Annotated in this window: 11 protein-coding genes; 5 read left to right on the top strand and 6 right to left on the bottom strand. The window is 40.4% G+C overall.

Annotation, left to right across the window (positions count from 1 at the left end; translation table 11 throughout):
- Positions 1-431 precede the first annotated feature (431 nt).
- The 3 genes from K9M52_RS18900 to K9M52_RS18890 form a co-directional block, all read right to left on the bottom strand.
- Positions 432-1211, bottom strand: a complete 780-nt coding sequence (locus K9M52_RS18900) for a phytanoyl-CoA dioxygenase family protein (protein WP_224070002.1) — start codon at positions 1209-1211, stop codon at positions 432-434.
- 452 nt (positions 1212-1663) lie between these two features.
- Entirely contained in the window at positions 1664-2320 is a 657-nt protein-coding gene (locus K9M52_RS18895; RefSeq protein WP_224070001.1) for a hypothetical protein, read from the bottom strand.
- Between the two features lie 174 nt (positions 2321-2494).
- Complete coding sequence (locus K9M52_RS18890; protein ID WP_224070000.1) at positions 2495-2950, bottom strand: YdeI/OmpD-associated family protein; 456 nt, start codon at positions 2948-2950, stop codon at positions 2495-2497.
- A gap of 1100 nt (positions 2951-4050) precedes the next feature.
- Here K9M52_RS18890 and K9M52_RS18885 point away from each other — a divergent pair.
- Together K9M52_RS18885 and K9M52_RS18880 are read left to right on the top strand one after the other, a co-directional pair.
- Entirely contained in the window at positions 4051-4473 is a 423-nt protein-coding gene (locus K9M52_RS18885; protein WP_224069999.1) for a GNAT family N-acetyltransferase, read from the top strand.
- A gap of 287 nt (positions 4474-4760) precedes the next feature.
- Complete coding sequence (locus tag K9M52_RS18880) at positions 4761-5180, top strand: hypothetical protein (protein WP_224069998.1); 420 nt, start codon at positions 4761-4763, stop codon at positions 5178-5180.
- Between the two features lie 579 nt (positions 5181-5759).
- On the opposite strand, the gene K9M52_RS18875 is transcribed toward K9M52_RS18880, so the two are convergent.
- The 3 genes from K9M52_RS18875 to K9M52_RS18865 all read right to left on the bottom strand — a co-directional run bounded on the left by K9M52_RS18875 (position 5760) and on the right by K9M52_RS18865 (position 10010).
- Positions 5760-6959, bottom strand: a complete 1200-nt coding sequence (locus K9M52_RS18875; protein ID WP_224069997.1) for a cation:proton antiporter — start codon at positions 6957-6959, stop codon at positions 5760-5762.
- 124 nt (positions 6960-7083) lie between these two features.
- Positions 7084-7536 (bottom strand): Hsp20/alpha crystallin family protein, encoded by a 453-nt coding sequence (locus K9M52_RS18870; RefSeq protein ID WP_224069996.1) that lies wholly within the window; start codon positions 7534-7536, stop codon positions 7084-7086.
- A 359-nt stretch (positions 7537-7895) separates the two neighbouring features.
- Positions 7896-10010 (bottom strand): sigma 54-interacting transcriptional regulator, encoded by a 2115-nt coding sequence (locus K9M52_RS18865; protein ID WP_224069995.1) that lies wholly within the window; start codon positions 10008-10010, stop codon positions 7896-7898.
- 366 nt (positions 10011-10376) lie between these two features.
- Between K9M52_RS18865 and K9M52_RS18860 the strand changes: the two genes are divergently transcribed.
- From K9M52_RS18860 to K9M52_RS18850, 3 genes are all read left to right on the top strand, one after another.
- Positions 10377-11447, top strand: coding sequence for a helix-turn-helix transcriptional regulator (locus K9M52_RS18860; RefSeq protein WP_224069994.1), 1071 nt, complete (start codon positions 10377-10379; stop codon positions 11445-11447).
- Between the two features lie 1342 nt (positions 11448-12789).
- A complete protein-coding gene (locus K9M52_RS18855) occupies positions 12790-13926 on the top strand; it encodes an ROK family protein (RefSeq protein WP_224069993.1) in 1137 nt (378 codons plus the stop codon).
- Positions 13927-14462: 536 nt separating this feature from the next.
- Positions 14463-17525: a SusC/RagA family TonB-linked outer membrane protein gene (locus K9M52_RS18850; RefSeq protein WP_224069992.1), complete on the top strand. Its 3063-nt coding sequence runs from the start codon at positions 14463-14465 to the stop codon at positions 17523-17525.
- The last annotated feature ends 12 nt before the right edge of the window (positions 17526-17537 follow it).

Here is a 17537-nt window from a genome sequence, read left to right as displayed (position 1 = left end):
TTTTTATTGGGAATCAATGCATACATCAGTAATCTTGTATGAACAAGCTAAAGCTTGTGACAATTATTGACAATGTCTACAATCATTTAAGCAGTGTGTGTTATTGGATGATTCTGTTTTTGCAGGGTAGCAAGCCGCTCGATCCGGATGGCTAATTTGTCATGGTTATAAATGATGCGCATGTTGCCGTGTGGGATAAGATTGAAGAACTAATAGATACCGGATGAGAAAACAAATATCACTTCCGGTTACCCAGATCCCATTCAGAAATTAAACTGGTTACAGAAATAGTGGAAAAACGGTGAAGCAGCAAAAAATAAATGAGGACGGCCAGGGGGTTGCAACAATCAGCTTGTTGCACCTATAATTGAACGAATGCCTTAAAAAAAGAGGTCGCGTTTGCAACCTCCTTTTACGAACCGGCTTTTCAATTACTCCAATGATAAACGAATCGCTTGTTCAACGGGCGTATAGCCGTTAGCAGCACCTGAAATAGACAACTGATCTTTTAACAACAAAGGTGGTTGTGCCATAAATTTGGGAGTTGTACCCCTATGTGGCTGAGCAGAATGTACGATAAATGGGTGGCAAAGATAAATCGTACCCGCTTTGCCTGTTGCATATACTTCTTTCCTTTTGGGTAGATCATCTAGCTTAACTGCCAGTTCCATAAAGGAAAGACCAGCATCGCCCTCTGTGGCTAAGATCCGCGCAACATCCATATGCGACCCATCATAAATGACCGTAGGCGCGTCCTTTTCGCTCACATCTGAATATAACACCAGCATTAATAAGGCTCGCCCTTTTGATCGGAGATTGATACGCCAGGTAAGATAATTATCAGGTTCTTTTCCCGGAAAACTGGCATCGACATGTTTGCCCGTGTCGTTGGGTTGCTCAACTGACGGAAATCTAACCGGGAATGTTCCTACACGCCGACATGGGATCCATTTATCTTCTCCGATCAATTGATCGAAGATCAAATGTAATTTTGTGCTGTTTAGTGAGTCGACAAACGGCTGCTGACTGTACATTCCTAATCGAATCACGGGTTCGGTCCAGGTAGAAGGCTCAGATCTGTTGCATGGGAGGTCATTCCATAAAATAGCTAGAACTGCATCTGCAATTTCCTGCGAGAATGCGTTTTCAATGCGAACAAATCCACTGTGAACAAATTGTGCAATTTCTTTTTTATTGAGTACTTCTGACATAATTTGTCTGATTGATACAATTAATGAGTGCAACAATTGTATGTTGACTCATTCATTCGGATTATTTATAATATTTAGATATAAAAAGGCAGCTAAATACAGAGGATGTAGCGTATCACTTAAGAATTAAGCTCGAAAAGGATTTTATAACATCACTGTCATTCTCATGGGGTAAAGGTACACCTGATTTACTGCCCGGCAAAATGGAAAGATGGAGATATATCCTATTGCTAATGCAATGAGCGTATAAAATGGCTGGGATCTATGTACCGTCCTGGATTAGAGGAGTTTTTTAGGAGATGGCTCCGATACCTCAAGTTATGGTCTAATATGAGGTTTCCCTTTATCAAAATACACCTCAATACTTCTTCAATAGGCATTGTAATGTATTTATTTTACGAAAGCTTATAAGCCATCAAAACCCTCACGTCATATTATGAAGATATTGCCCATTAATTAAGTTTAAACCCGGCGAGTATGAGCCAGACAAAGCCCGGAAATCTTGTCAGAGGAATCAGTATAAGGAAAGGTGGAAAAATTAAATAAAAACTACTCAACAAGCCAATTGCCGCCAAGGCCAGTCCTGCAACCGTGAGCCATTTGGGAAGCACTCCCTTAAAATGGCAGGGTAACGTTATTCCTGCAATCAACAGGCCCATTGGAACGGAATAGCCCACTCCGCCAATGACAAACATTAGGTAATACAGTGTGCGGATTATATTGCCATCTGCCGCAATCCCCTGATAAGCCATCACCCACAGAATCATTGAGGATAATGTGAGACTGAATGCGTTTAAAAAGCCGCCGAATAACGCAATGTTGCTTCCCGCGGCGCCTGGTGCGAAAACATTGAGCCGGCCCGCAACGGTCGCGGTGAAAATCCCTAAAGGTATGGCTGAGCAGAACTGAAAAAAGGCGCACATCAGGACATCGTGGGAGTGTTGCTGAAAATAGCTCAGGATGGCAGATGCCGGTGCTGAAGGTTCGGGGAAATAAGGAGGGGAGAAGGAAGATACAAAGGATAGGCCGGCAATAAACAAGATCATATAGATAATCGCCATGACACCCAAATGGGGCCCTTGATGTTTGGCTTTTATTGTTGTTTGCATTATTTAGTAATTTATTATGATCTATGGTTCCTGATGAATCGTTTGCTTTATTGGGTCAGCCGATTTTTGAATATCAATATAGATTGTTTCGGAATTAAAGCCGAAACTTCAATCTTATGCTCTCATTCGCTTTGCACTTATTGGTGACTTGAAGACATTTTCTAAATGTACGTTTCAATAGTCGAGCGCACTGAGTGCCTTTGAAATATTTCGTTCCCGTGTCTGTTCCGTCTTTGCATTGACAATCGGTGCGATCAATGCTTTCTTCTTACTGTTTGACAGAGACTCGAAATTTTTCTTTGCCGTCGCATTTTTATCCAACACTTTCTGAAACCCGGTGGGTAGTTCCACAATTCTTTTTTCCGTGTCTAATTCAATGGTTACGTCAATCTGGTCGCCACCTTTTACCCCCGCAGCTTCCCTGTTTTGGGCATTTACGCCCACCATAGGTGCCCCGCCCATCACGGCTACAGCACTTCGGTAAGTAAATCCGCCAATGGTAACTTTTACCAATGGCTTTTTGCCGCCGCCCAATTTTTCCATTATCTCATCAGGGATTTTTATTCCTGTAGCGGTTTTTCCTGATTGTAATAGCGTGGTACTGAACTTGAGTTTTTGATTCGTTGCCATAATATTTTTATTTTAGATGATAGCTGTTTGGAAATGTATGTTTACCGCGTCCTATTCTATTGTATGATACAATTTATAAAGTCGTATACTCAGCGTAATGGATAAAAATAATAAATCCCAATGTTGCTTATTACTACTGCTTATAATGACTGATAACCCTTCTGGCTGTCGACCGGAGTTTTTACAATCAGCAAGAACCTGCGAAAAAACGAGGCAGGGATTTAACAACTCACGTGTCGTACGAAGCCGTATTTAATAACTGCCTGCACTTCATACACGGTCAACGCGAATGTCATTTACAAAATTAGCGGGAAACAGCTAATCCTGCCCATGGTAATTTGGACTTTATCGTCTGTTGATTTAGACCTGTTGGTATATTTTGCTATTTTTATGGAAAAGCGTCCAATGGAACATTGCATTATTGTTGCCCCTCCGGTCGATGAGTTTGTACAACATTGCAGATACCCCCGGCGCTTATAAGATGTTTTCGACCGTCGATGAAGATTGTACCAAACCAGCGGGCGATAGCTGTTTAATTTGAAGTTGGTGCGGCAAAAAAAGCCTGATCTAAATCTGACTTTTGCGTTATTTCCATAAAGCTTATTCCCATCCGTAAAATGGATCGCGTTATTATAACCTCGGTGGCCCTGGATTTTCAAAAATGGTGAATTAAAGAAGAAAAATTAACGGAATGAATAAAATAACACAAAAAACGGTATGGAAATAACGAATATGTGCACAGTTGTCCAATTTATTCCGTGAAGGCACCGTATTGTCCTCTATACCAGCTGGCAACATCACTTCAGCGGCATTTGCAGACACGCAAAGTTTCCCTGCGAGCTCACTCGCCTTGCTTGACAATGATTTTTTCAACTCCAGCTTATATCTTTCATCTTGCTTAATATTTTTATAACTTCAGCTATCATATCGGTATCCATTTAATGGAATTTTTTAGTAAGAAGATCGACCTATGTAGGTTCTCCGTAAAATGATATTTCGGCGCCGCGATTTAACTCCGTATCCTTCCCAAGAAAACATCCATGGTGCAGGCTGTCTCATTTAGGTAGAAATCATATTTTTGCTTCAATTAATCTGTTTATATGATTAGGGAAATTAACAAAAGAGATTATGCATATTTGGTAGGAATATGGGAGAGCGCGGTCTTGCACACACACGATTTTCTGCGCCAGGAGGATTTTAATTATTACAAAGAGCAAATTCCGAACTATTTTGAACACGTTTCGTTATGGGGATTTGAGGAAAATGAAATCTTAATTGGCTTCTTGGGCGTTTCGGAAAATAATCTTGAAATGTTGTTCATCCATAATGATTTTCGGGGTAAAGGGATTGGAAGAACCCTGATCAGGTATGGCATAGATCATTTAAAGGTAACAAAAGTGGATGTCAATGAACAAAATTTGCAGGCGGTCGGGTTTTATCAACATTTTGGGTTTAAAACACTGAAAAGATCAGAATTAGACGGGCAAGGCCGGAAATATCCAATTTTGCACATGGGATTATAACATATAAAGTGCTGTGATCAATTTGTCTACAATTGGGAGTATCCCCAGAATAGACGCTCCTCAAGCTGGTCCTTCCAGTTAATAAATCCGCGGTTATCTGCCGCACAAGTGGCGTTAATTCCGGAAATTGCTTAATTTTACGAAATCTCAAATAGAAAGTTTACAAGGTGAGCTATGTAAATTTCAGCCGTGGATTTCAATTTAACTTTTCGATAATCTCAGAAATGAATATAATCTCCTAATTAGAGGTATCGTTTAAAGCCTACTTAATATTAAAATGCCGTCAGATGACAAACGAAATCAAATCCTTAGTTTTGTTATTTTGTTTTCTATTGGGCTGCCATGCGCCAAGTACCAGACCAAACCAAAATAAAACGGATCAGTCCATAGTAAAGGACACGTTACATGTTGACCCCAATTATAATTACATAAATTTAATCCCGGACAGCTTAAGGACGCCAGAACAAAAACAATTCCTTAGACGCTTCCTTATTTTAGCAGCCAAACACATTGAAATTCGAAACAATCACATGGTTTTTACGCTCAGCCGTGACCAATTGGTCGAACAAGGAATTCCTGCACCTTATTATGACATGCTTCAAAAAAACTTGCGTGACAATAATGCTGCTTTTGAAAAAAATAATGTAAAAAATGTAGATTCGTTGTGGCAGAATGTGCTTTTGACTCTGAAAGATTCGATTGAGTAATCGTCCATTGATCTTTCTAATGATTGCCAGTAATGATCTTTGCGGATTTCACTTCATCAAAAGTCGTAAGAAGATACAGTTCTTTAGTCACCTGACAAGTATGGTTGCCCACAAAAATTTATCTCTAATGGGAGGAAAGATCTTAAAGGGGAGCAGCCTTTACTTGATATCGGATTATATGTCATGGTGATGTTTTCGGACGAGTCTGGTTTTTGACTTTGGCCTGTGATAAGTATCCCTAAAATAGGGCCGGGATAATTACCGATTACTAGTAATTATCCCGGACTTGAAAGATGTTAGAATCGAGACAAAATTAATGAAGCTCTTAAAATTTCAGGCGGCTAACCGCCAAAATAAATTTTAAAAAAATGTAAAAATCTTTTTTTTTGATTGATGCGGACTAAGCCTCTGACTGACATCGTTGAGTTGAACCCTACCTAATATTCCCGGCATTATGTTTTCCATTTTTTACTCACCTTACTGTCAGATAAAACAGGCTTTCTTCCGGTCAAGTGCTTGTTGCATAAGTTTCTTCCCAGAATAATCGCACAAAGGCAGATGTTTATTAAATGTGCGGCGTTACTTCATAAAAAGCAAGTTTTGGCAGTTACTTTCACCAACTGTATTCGTTATTTTGCGTAATAACCCAATCCATACTGTAGAAAATAGCAGAGATAATGCCGTGACAGATATACCGGTTTTAAAGAATTCGTTATCTATAATTTGCAATGAATGCGCTAACGAAAATGCCAGGATGCCGAACTCTCCCGTTTGACAAAGCAAGGCTCCTCCATATAAGCTTCGCTTCCAATTATACCGGAGCAGCCGGAAGACAAATGTTGAGAGGAAACTATTGCTAAACAAAATAAAGAATGTTCCAGCCATGATAAGCCCTAGATTTGCCGCTATAAAGGGAAGGTCCAGTTGTAGTCCAATGGACATAAAGAAAAACGAAACGAAAAATACACGAAATGGTTTCAGTACCTGTTCCAGCCATCCAAAAGCAGGGGTTTTGCCAACCATCATGCCCGCAATGAAACTACCCATCGCACCACTCAAACCAGCCATTTCGGCAAGGAGGCCAAAACCGAGGCAGATCACTCCTCCGGCAAATACCTGTAATTCATGGTCGTCTTTCAAAACATACAATAGCTTAGGGTGTGGTAGCTGACGGTGTCGAATCGCTCCTAGGAATAAAAATATCGATATGCTGATCAGGATTGCCCCAAGCAACCGACCTAAAGCAAGCTTTTCCGCACTTAAACATTGAAAAACAGTTAGTACCGGTGCCAGAAGAACGTCCTGAATAAGTAAAATATTGAATATCATTTTTCCGAAGGGAGTTCGTAAGTCTCCGTTGCTTTGAAGGTATTCGCTAATGACAGCTGTACTGTTAAAGCTGAACAGGATAGCCAGAAGGAAGATGTTATAGAGTTTCCAGTCGAAAACAAAGCCCAGAAGAGTTGCAAAAGCGATGCTAAGCAGGATTTTTATTCCCTGAGAAATAATTGGTTTCAATAGAATGGTCTGGTGGCTGGGAATATTTAGCTCCATTCCCAGAAAGAACATCAGAAATAAAATACCTATTTCGCCAAGGGATGCCGTATCGGCTACATTGACAAACACGCGGCCGACGTATGGCCCAATCAGTACTCCCGCCAAAATATAGGCGACCATATATGGCTGACGAAGTCTCTTTAAAAGAAATATGAGTAGTAAAACCACTACACACATTGTTGTAATGGATAATAAAATCTTATTCATAGCAATACCTGACATCAATCAATTAAAAAAACAAGAAACAAAGCACCTGATAGGTCACTAAAGAAAATCTACCGGCAGGGCCGGTAGATTTTCTTTAGTGACTGTAAACACGGTAATCAGCCTTTTTAGCATCAATTATTTAGCTTATCGCTATTGTACGAGGGCCTTTCTGTTTAGCCTCTTCCCGTTTTGGAACAGTTAACAGTAATAACCCGTTCTCATAGCGGGCCAGGATCTTGTCTTCGTCTACCACATCTTTAGGCAACTGAAAACTCCTTTGGAATGATTGATAGCTGAACTCTCGCCTGGTATAGTCACTGTTCTTTTGTTCATCCTGGTGTTGTTTTGAAGATGCAATCGTTAGGGTGTTTCCGTTGAGTGTAATCTCAAAATCACTCTTATTCATCCCAGGCGCAGCCAATTCTACTTCAAAATTGTCTGCGGTTTCCTTGACATTCACAGATGGGATGGTAGTACGCGTGGATGAAAAATTATTTGTTCCCCAGTTGAAAAGATCCCGGCTGAAAAAGTCATCGAAAATACCAGGAATTGAGGGGAAATCAACATTGTTATTCCTTTTGATTAGAGACATAATTACCTCCTTTTAAATGGTTAAACAATAATGAAATAGCCAACGGCATCGGCCGATACCATAATTTTATCTAAACAAATTGTAGACCGGAACCCAAAAACTGTCTTTTTTTCATAAATAACTGTCATTTTTTATTGAAAAAATGACAGAAGCAATCCCCCACATTTTTTATTGATTCAATGCGCTTCGCAGTGATTTTTTTTTGGCAAGGGGTTGAAGATTTCAGAAGGAGGGGCAGAATTAAGGAAAGTCACCGGGCTGTCTTTGATACAATAATACTGATTTGACAATGGCGGTGTTCTTTGTTGATTTTAGTCTCGGCCCTCGGGCTATGCTGAGGCTCTCCGGGATTTTATTCCTTACAACAAACTAATTTTTCTTTCTATGCCCAAGCGTTTCATTTTAGAGAACAGCGTCTTCGGATTCATTTCAAGTATACTGGCAGCCCCATCTTTGCCACAGACCCGCCAATGAGTATAAGTCAGTACTTTAACAATATAATCCTTTTGCAGTTGCTCAAAAGATTTAAAATCATCAGTTATGCCTAAATCGCTGGTTTCGGGCATCCAGGACCCGGGTTTTAAGATGGCACCCTCTTCAATGATGACGGCGCGCTCTATCAAATTTTCCAATTCCCGGATATTTCCCGGGAAATTGTAGGAGAGTAGTTTGTCTATTGCCTTTGATGATAATCCTTTAAAATACTTGCCAGCCCTGGCGGCATATTTTTCGAGAAAGTGTTGCGCTAATAATGGGATGTCCTCTTTTCTGGCCCGTAAAGGAATACTATGTATAGGAAATACATTTAATCGGTAATAGAGATCACTTCTAAAGGTGTTTTCTCTGACCATTTTTTCTAGGTTCCGGTTACTGGCGGCAATAACCCTGACATTGACACGGGTGGTGCGAATACCACCGAGCTCATCAAATTCTCCCTCTTGAAGAACACGTAAGAGCTTGGATTGGAGTGATAAAGGCATTTCTCCGATTTCATCAAGAAAAATCGTGCCTCCATCTGCCAGGGTGAACTTCCCCACTTTATGGCCAATGGCACCGGTAAAGGCACCCTTTTTGTGTCCAAACAACTCACTTTCAATTAGCTCTTTTGGCAACGTAGCACAGTTCACTTTAATTAATGGCCGTTCGGAGCGGTTGCTGTTGTGATGTATGGCATTGGCCAGCAATTCCTTTCCGGTACCGGATTCTCCGGTAATTAAAACCGTGGTATCGGTGGCGGCTACCTGGCGAACTTGCTGAAGCACCTTCTTATAGGATTCACTCGTTGAGATGATATTGCCAAAATTTACGGTCTTATCTATTTCTTCACGCAGGTATATATTTTCGTATTCCAGTTGCTCTTTAAGCGACTTTATTTCGTCGAGTGCCTCCAGTAGTTTCTTTTCATACATTTTCCGCTCAGTAATATCCCTGATGACAGAACAATTATAATCCTTCCCATTATATACAAGATGACTGGCCTTAATTTGTGCAGGTACTTTGTTCCCATCTGCTCCCTGCAATTGCCATTCAAAATCCACTACACCTTTTTCTTTGATTTCGCCTATATGATTTCTCCACCACTGAGGCGTAACTGCGGGGTCTATATCAACGATGTTGAAATTATCCAATTGCTCCTTCGAATAACCATTTTTCTTTACTACGGCACCATTATAATACGAAAGATTACCTGCGCTGTCAAAGACATAGATGAAGTCTTTGGTGCTATCCAGGATCTCTTTATGGAAGCGAAGTGAATTTTCCCGATACTGTTGTTCAGAAACATCCTGATAGATGCCTAAGATCTTATAAACGTTGTGTCCTTGTAAAATGGGTTTGCCGATGGCACGGATATAACGTTGTGGAGTTTCTGTAGTTTCCCAAATATCATCGAATGAAGTGGCCTCATGACGGAGCCTGCTGAACCGTTCTTTCACCAAGTCGCTTTGCTTAAAATATTGATGTATATTCTCTGGAGAGAGGCTTTGCAGATCATCTGTTTTGAAAATATGGAACATCTCTTCTGTAGTGGTCAGGACATTATTTGCTGTGTTGAGCTCCCATCCGCCCACGTGCGCCATGATCGCTGTATTTTCCATTAATTTTTTATAAAAATCCGCCTCGCAACTTGTATCACCGATTATACTGATCACCGGATTCCCTTGATGGGAAATTAACTGAAAGAATGCGTTGGTTTGATAATGCTTACCGGACCGGGTTATGCATATATTTTTGTTAATATATGACTTTCCCTTTTTTAGCCTTTTTACAAGGTGATCCCAGGTTGCTTCAGTAAATTGAGAGCAGATATTATATATACTTAAACCGGTGATCTCTACCGTAGAATAGCCTAAATGTTTGCATATTGTTTCATTCGCATAAATAACCCTTCCTGATTCGTCTAGCCATATCATCTCATTTGGAAGGATATCGGTCAAGCGATCCTTAAGATATTGGCCGTCAATTTCATTTCCCATAGGTTGCATTTAAAACGAATGTACTATTTTTCTTAAATATCAGTGAATTCTTGAAAATAGGAAGCTTGATTTCGTTAAATATATATGTAAGTTATTGTAAATAACTCGTTTATGTATTTGGCATAATTGATGTTTATCGATATACTGTTAAAAAAATGTTTTTATCTTTAAAAATCAAACTGTTATAAAAAAATATAATCCATGCAAGAAAAGCAACCTGGCGGGCTTGAGGCATCTCTTCCTTGATTTTACAGTCTAGGCGATCCAAACCCATAAATATGCTTTTCTCATACTGAAACTTTTGTAGTAATCGATTGTTCCTTCTGTAACAATAAACCTATTGACACCCTTAACTGTTAATTTTTAATGCGACGCAAGACTATTATTATTGCAAGACTGATAGAAAAAATAAAGCGCTTTCCGATAACCTTTGAAGGTATTCAAAAATGGGTTAAGCAAGAGAATATTAAAATATCTGAGAGAACGCTCTATAGATACTTGGAAGAGATCGGCGCCCTCCGATTAAATGACGGGCATATCCAGATGATTGATGGAGAAACCAATAGAAAAATATGGAAGTTTGAATACGATAACAGCGCTCGTGAGCTGGGGGAAAACGATATCAGAAGCTTTCTGCTATTAAAAAATCTGGCACCAAATATACTGACTGAAAAAAGAATGCAGTCTATTACTAAGCTGGAAGACATGCTTTATAAAGCGCAAAGCAAAAGCAAATTCGAATATCATTTCGGCCTAACCTCTCATGGGACTATCAGAACTTCCAATTTTAGTGGCCATATCTATGATGAAAGGGAACAACAAAATCTGGACACTTTTATCTGGGCCATACAAAATAACCGTAAAGCCAGGATTCTGGAAACGGCTACCGGTATCGGGGGTGATAGCGGAGGTCTCTCTTTTCCTTTAAATGTATTGCCTATGCAGATACTCTACCACAAAGGGGCAATTTTCTTACAGTCATTAACAGAGACAACAAAGGAGTTGTTGAGTCTTGATCTGACACAGATTAAGAGATTTGATATTCAGGAGAGTGTATTTGATCCGGGCCATTATGTAGCGTATTTTAGAGAAGAGGCGGGTAAAAGGTTTGGCGTCGAGCCTAACCTCGATGCTACGCTATATAATATTACATTGGAGTTTAGTCCAGAGATGGGAGAATATATTAATAACCGAGTCTGGCATGCCTCACAAAAAGTTATCAGAAAAGCGCATGGAAAATGGGAGTTCAGGTTAAACTGTGGCATTAATAATGAACTGATCGATTGGATTTTTCAGTGGGACTCTAAAGTTCGTGTTGTCAAGCCAAAAAGATTAAAAGCCCTTCTTTTTGAGCGATTTATGTGTGTGAAGGAAAGTTACTTACGTTTTGATAAAATCCTTGTTTTTCTATTCATTACGGGGCTGAATATAATGTAGCGTTGTTAAGTTCAGATAAATCCTATTCATCTTACTGTAATGCTTTTATGGTTATAATAAGAATTTTTGCCTCTCCGGGAAATAACGGACGAGCTGGCAGATATATTAAAAAAAACTCAATGAAAAATTTAATCAGACTATTTATCCATCCGGTTATTTGGATTAACCAACCGACCTCCGCAACTGAAAACAGTATGGAAAATATTTATAAGAGTAAGTATGATCTGATTTAGCCCCAAGACAACTCAGAACATGAACCGGGCATGCCGCGGGTGAACGATTGGTTTCCTTTTAGATCATGGCTCTCAGGAAATGTGAAAATGAAAACCGAGGCATGTCCTTTATTAATTATTAAAGGACAGCTAATGAGTTGCTCACAAAAGAATTTTGAAAACAGCTATTAAATTAAACCCGCAACGCCTATTCAGCAATTTTACGATGATTTGTAATTCTTATAGAAGCAATAACAGAGTTTTTTGTTTCCCAACTTTATCGACCAGGACGAACGGTGTGATCCCTTCAGCCTGCTGTCTTGTGGCAAAAACATGCTTATTGAAAATGAGGGTTTTAAAGACTTATAATTGAAGCGATGGGAGGTATCCCATTGCGTGCCAACATCATACTTTTTAAATGTTTTAAAAAAGTATTGGAGATTAAATTATTGGTAATTAACTTTACGTTATGATAAATTTAAACTTTGTTTTTGAAGAGCGAACCCTTAATCCCTTTTATATGGAAAAGTAGATAGCACTGGATCTCCGTCTGATATATACAATAATAATGGTATAGTTGCGGGAGGAAGAATCACAGCTCAGAAAAATGATAACACAGACCCTTAAAACTTCTCAAGATTATACTTATTCTGAGCGTATATCGTCATTATCCGGTTTTACTCCCCCCCTAAAATTGCTAACCTGGTTGTGAAACAAACAATTAGCTTCTTGCTTGTTTACATAACCCAGATAGTTCGTTAGTGGATCTATGCATCTTCAAAGGATATTTCTGCCATGATCCAAGCCCCTGATAGCAGGGAATTTACCAACCGGTTGACCAAACCCTTATCATTCAACACGTATGACAACCGAATAGAAATAAAGTTGTTATACCCCGTACCGGTTTTCAGGGCTTAAAGTTTTGCTTTATATAATGAGCATGGAGGTGCTCCGGTAGGTAGGTGAATTTCCCGTCTTATATGGCGCTTTTTAAGGGGCAAATTGACAGCCGGAACTTTATCCGGTAGCGTTTATTAATTATTTGATTGTTTATTATGAATTCAAAAGTTATATATAAGCGGTCAATACTCAAGGCGCTTTATTATACAAGGAAATTATCATGCGCCGAATTGAGTATTTTAATTGCCAAAAGTATTCCGCTTACATTAAAAATATTACATGAGTTAATAGATTTAGGTGTGATAATGGAAGCGGGTTATGCAGTATCCGGAGGAGGACGTCCTCCGGTTTTATATATGTTGAGAGTCGATGCCGTTTACACACTGGCTGTATCCATGGACCAGTTCATTACCCGTATTTCGATCATGGATATTTACAATCGGCATTTAATGCCTATCGCCAAGTTTGAAATTGATCTGGCCAGAGATGATTCTTCTCTGGATCGGCTGGCAGATGCCATAAACAGCATAATTGCGGTTTCTCCTATTGACAAAGAAAAGATACTGGGGATAGGGATTGGAATGCCTGGGTTTATTGACCTAAAAAGAGGGGTTAATCTTACATTCTTAAAAAGAGAGAGAGGGGCGTCAATTGTTGACTATATATCTGAAAGAACCCATATGCCTGTCTTTATAGATAACGACTCAAGGTTGGTAGCACTGGCAGAATATAGGTTTGGCATGGCCAAATTTCATCAAAGCTCGATGGTGATTAATATAGGATGGGGGATCGGCCTTGGCATGGTTATCAATGGTGAGATCTTTGGTGGCTATAATGGTTTTGCCGGTGAATTCAGTCATATAGCGCTTTTTAACAATAATAAATTATGCAGCTGTGGTAAAATTGGTTGTTTGCAGACAGAGGCCTCCTTACTGGTGATGATGGAAAAGGCAGAAGCACTTCTACGGGAAAATGTCAGTTCCTATATTACTGCCCTTTTCCCAACCGGAGATATCGAGAGAGACTGTGAAGTTATATTGAACGCTGCCGTTAAAGGAGACCGGCTATCCGTGAATTTGCTATCGGAAATTGCCTATAATATAGGCAGAGGCGTTTCGATATTACTTCATTTAATGAACCCGGAATGTGTTGTAGTCAGTGGCAGGGGCGCGCGCGGAGAGAGAATCTGGCTTCCTGCGCTGCAACGGGCCATCAATGAACACTGCATTCCCCAGCTTGTCAAGGATACCAAAGTTGTTATGACTTCCCTGAATGGTTATGAGGCTGAATTAATTGGCGCCTCAGCGCTGGTAATTGAAAGCAGGATAGAAAAGAATACGAAAGCCTTGAGGTGGCTGGATGTGTGATACTACATGTATTGCTTAGAAAGCCTGCTGCGATGAACTCTGCTCTGGTGTCGGTAAGTTATTATCCATCGTTTCATATGGTAATCTTTCGTTCTTTTTCCAAAATAAGCATAGGCTGATTTACTTGAGATACAGCGGGCAGGCATCAGTTAAGGCATTCAAAACAAATTGTAGATGCTTTTTATTTGTGATAGAGGCTGAGTTTTGATGTATGGAAATATAGGATAATAAAACAGGAAAATCAGCAATAGGGACTTTGGGAACGATCTCGATCCTGGCTGCTGTATCGGGAGGGGTGGTTCTCGTAACTGAGTTGGGTTGAACTCAATGTTTTGGTAGGCCGCTATCGATCGGAAATTTGGCTTTTGATTTCAGGTGCTTTGGTCGTCCAATGCTTACGGTCAAATGATGAATACCGCTTGGCCTGTAGATAGCCTGTGGGGCATCAGTTTGGGGGGGCGGTTTCAGCTTGTCAACAATATAGAACTATAGAACTGGATTTATATTTAACCTTCACTTTTAAAATGTAAAATGCTATGAAAAAAATGCATAGGCTATTATTATTAATTCCATTGATGTTAGTTTCAGTGCTGGCTGAGGCGCAAACCAGAGTCATCAATGGTACGGTTGTTTCTGCCAGCGGCCGGGCTCTTCAGGCCTCAGTTACCATTAGTGGTAAATCCCAGGGAGCGATAACGGATTCTGTAGGACACTTTTCCATAACCGTCCCTGAAGGAAAAGTGACTTTGACGGTTAGTTCTGTGGGGCATATTTCGAAACAGGTTGTTGTGACTGCTGATCAGGCCGAGATCTCGGTCACTTTACAAGAGGTCAAGGGTAATTTGCAAGAAGTCGTGGTGACGGCCCTTGGTATTAAAAGGGAAAAGAAGGAGCTGACTTATGCAACGCAGACGGTGGGAAGCGATGATATTACCAAAGCGGCTAACACGAATATTATGAGCGCCATTAGTGGCAAGGTCGCAGGGGTGAATATCGCGACCAGTAATTCGGGTGCGGGTGGCTCTACCAAGGCTGTGCTCAGGGGAAATAAATCGCTGACCGGCACCAGTCAGGCGCTATATGTGATCGACGGGATCCCTATGGTGGATAACAAGGGTGCCCAACCCGGGTCTTACGGCGGAACGGACGCAGGTGACGGACTGTCAGCCATCAATCCGGCTGATGTGGAGAGTGTCAGCATTTTAAGAGGTGCCAGCGCCTCTATCCTGTATGGCAGCCTTGGGGCAAACGGTGTCATTCTAATTACGACAAAAAAAGGAAAAGCGGGCAGAATTACCATTGACGTTAATTCCAGTACGATTTTCGATCAGGTATCTGGATTACCGGATTTTCAATACAAATACGGTTCTGTAGGAGGGGATTACAGCTGGACACCACCTGCAAGTGGTACTCCTGTGGATCAACTGGTCAATGGAAAGTCTCCCGTTGCGAATGTGACTTCGGACAGTTATCAAAAAGGCTATATCAAAGATTTTTTCAGAACGGGTACGACTGCTACCAATTCAGTCGCCATTTCAGGAGGTGGAGAAAGAACAACAGCTTATTTTTCTTACGCTAATACATCGGCTACAGGGGTAATGCCCACCAATACGTATAGCAAGAACCAGTTCTCATTTAACCAGTCCACCAAATTACTGGGTGACAAAATCGTGTTGACTTCCAATGTGATGTTTACTTCTGAAAAGTCCCATAACCGGCCCGGAGCAGGTTATTATAATAACCCGCTGACAGGCTTATACCTATTTGCCCGTGATAGGGATTTTGAGATGTATAAACAGCATTATTCAATCTTTGATAGTGTGAGAAATATGCCTAAGATGAACTGGTATTCAACGGAGGAAAAGCAAAACAATCCTTTTTGGGAATTAAATAGTGATTTTAAACTCCAAACGTCTAATCGCGCCATTGCCAGTATAAAGGCAGCATATGCCATCGACGATCATCTCAGCTTGCAGGTGAGAGGTAATATTGACTATAATGATGTATTGATTGATAACAGGTATGCGGCCAACGGAAATGCCGTAAGCGTCAGCCCAAATGGCACATGGGCGTATACACGTTATAACGATAAATCGCTTTATACAGATGGTATCCTAACCTATAACAATTCGTTTGGGGCATTAAGTATTAATGCACTTGCTGGTTTAAGTTATCAGAAAAACATATTTAATGATGGAATGAATGTAAATAATGGGACTACTTCTCTCAGGTATCCCAATTTTTACAGCTTCTCCAATATGCCCTCTAATGTCACTTTTAATAAGACCATCAGCAAGACAATTAAACAGGGTGCTTTTACAGATGTAACCCTGGGTTTAAACGACTATTTATTTTTAGATGTGGCTGTTCGTAATGACTGGGCCTCTACGCTGGCTCTTACCGGCAACCAATCCTACTTATATCCTTCCGTCGGGTTGTCTGCTATTTTGAGTCAAATGTTGAAACTCCCCAGAGCAATCTCCTATTTAAAGGTCAGGGGATCCCTAACGCAAACAGCCAACGAAGTGCCCTTCAATACGGTCAATCCACAAAGCAGGGTTGTAAATGGCAACATTGTACGACCTACTATTATGCCTTTTACGACTTTAAAACCAGAAAAAATTGTGGCTAATGAATATGGAGCGGATATCCGGTTTGTGGACAACCGGTTCGGTATTAATTTTACTTTTTATAGAGATGTCAGCACCAATCAGTTCTTGCAATTGGCGGCACCTTCCGGCTCTGGTTATGTCAATTACTACGTGAATGCCGGTAAAATCGTCAATAGCGGTCTGGAGTTTACGGTCGATGCGGATATCGTGCGTAGAAAAGACTTTAGCTGGAAAACAGCTTTTAATGGCTCTACCAATCAGAATAAGATCGTAGAATTGATTGCCTCAAACCCTGGTTATGTTGTAGGTGGCCAGGATGAAGGGTTTGATTCACGTATTATGGCTGGCGGTTCTTTCAATGATTTGTGGATTTATAAATTTGCCAGAAATGATGCCGGCCAGATTATATTGGATCCTACGACTGGCGTACCCACCAAAGCACAGGATGAAACAAAGGTGGGCAATGTGAACCCGGACTTTTTATTGGGTTGGAACAACTCATTTACCTTTAATAATTTCTTTGCCAGTTTCCTGGTGGATGGGAAGTTCGGAGGTGTCGCTTTTTCAAAAACTGAGGCATTTCTGGACTCTTATGGGGTAAGCGCTAGAACAGCTGCTCAGAGAGATGCGGGGTCTATTCCTATTAATGCCATTTTAGGTACAACAGTGGTAACCTCTATTGATCCATATACCTATTATCAGGGGGTGGGTGATAGAAACAGGATCATGGAGCCTTATGTGTTTTCAAGGACTAATGTCAGGCTGGGCCAGGTGGTCGTTGGTTATACCTTTAATACAGATAAGGAGCATTCCTTTTTCAAGTCGGCTTCTCTTTCTCTGATTGGACGTAATCTGCTGTTCTTCTATAAAAAAGCACCATTTGACCCGGAGCAGGCTATGAGCACAAATAATTCAATGCAATCTAATGATGTTTTTTCAATGCCTTCGATTAGGTCTTTTGGATTTAATGTGAAGCTAACTTTCTAACAACTAAAAATC

This window comes from Arachidicoccus terrestris, assembly GCF_020042345.1.
Classification (GTDB): Bacteria; Bacteroidota; Bacteroidia; order Chitinophagales; family Chitinophagaceae; genus Arachidicoccus; species Arachidicoccus terrestris.
This window is presented reverse-complemented; position numbering and strand designations above follow the sequence as displayed.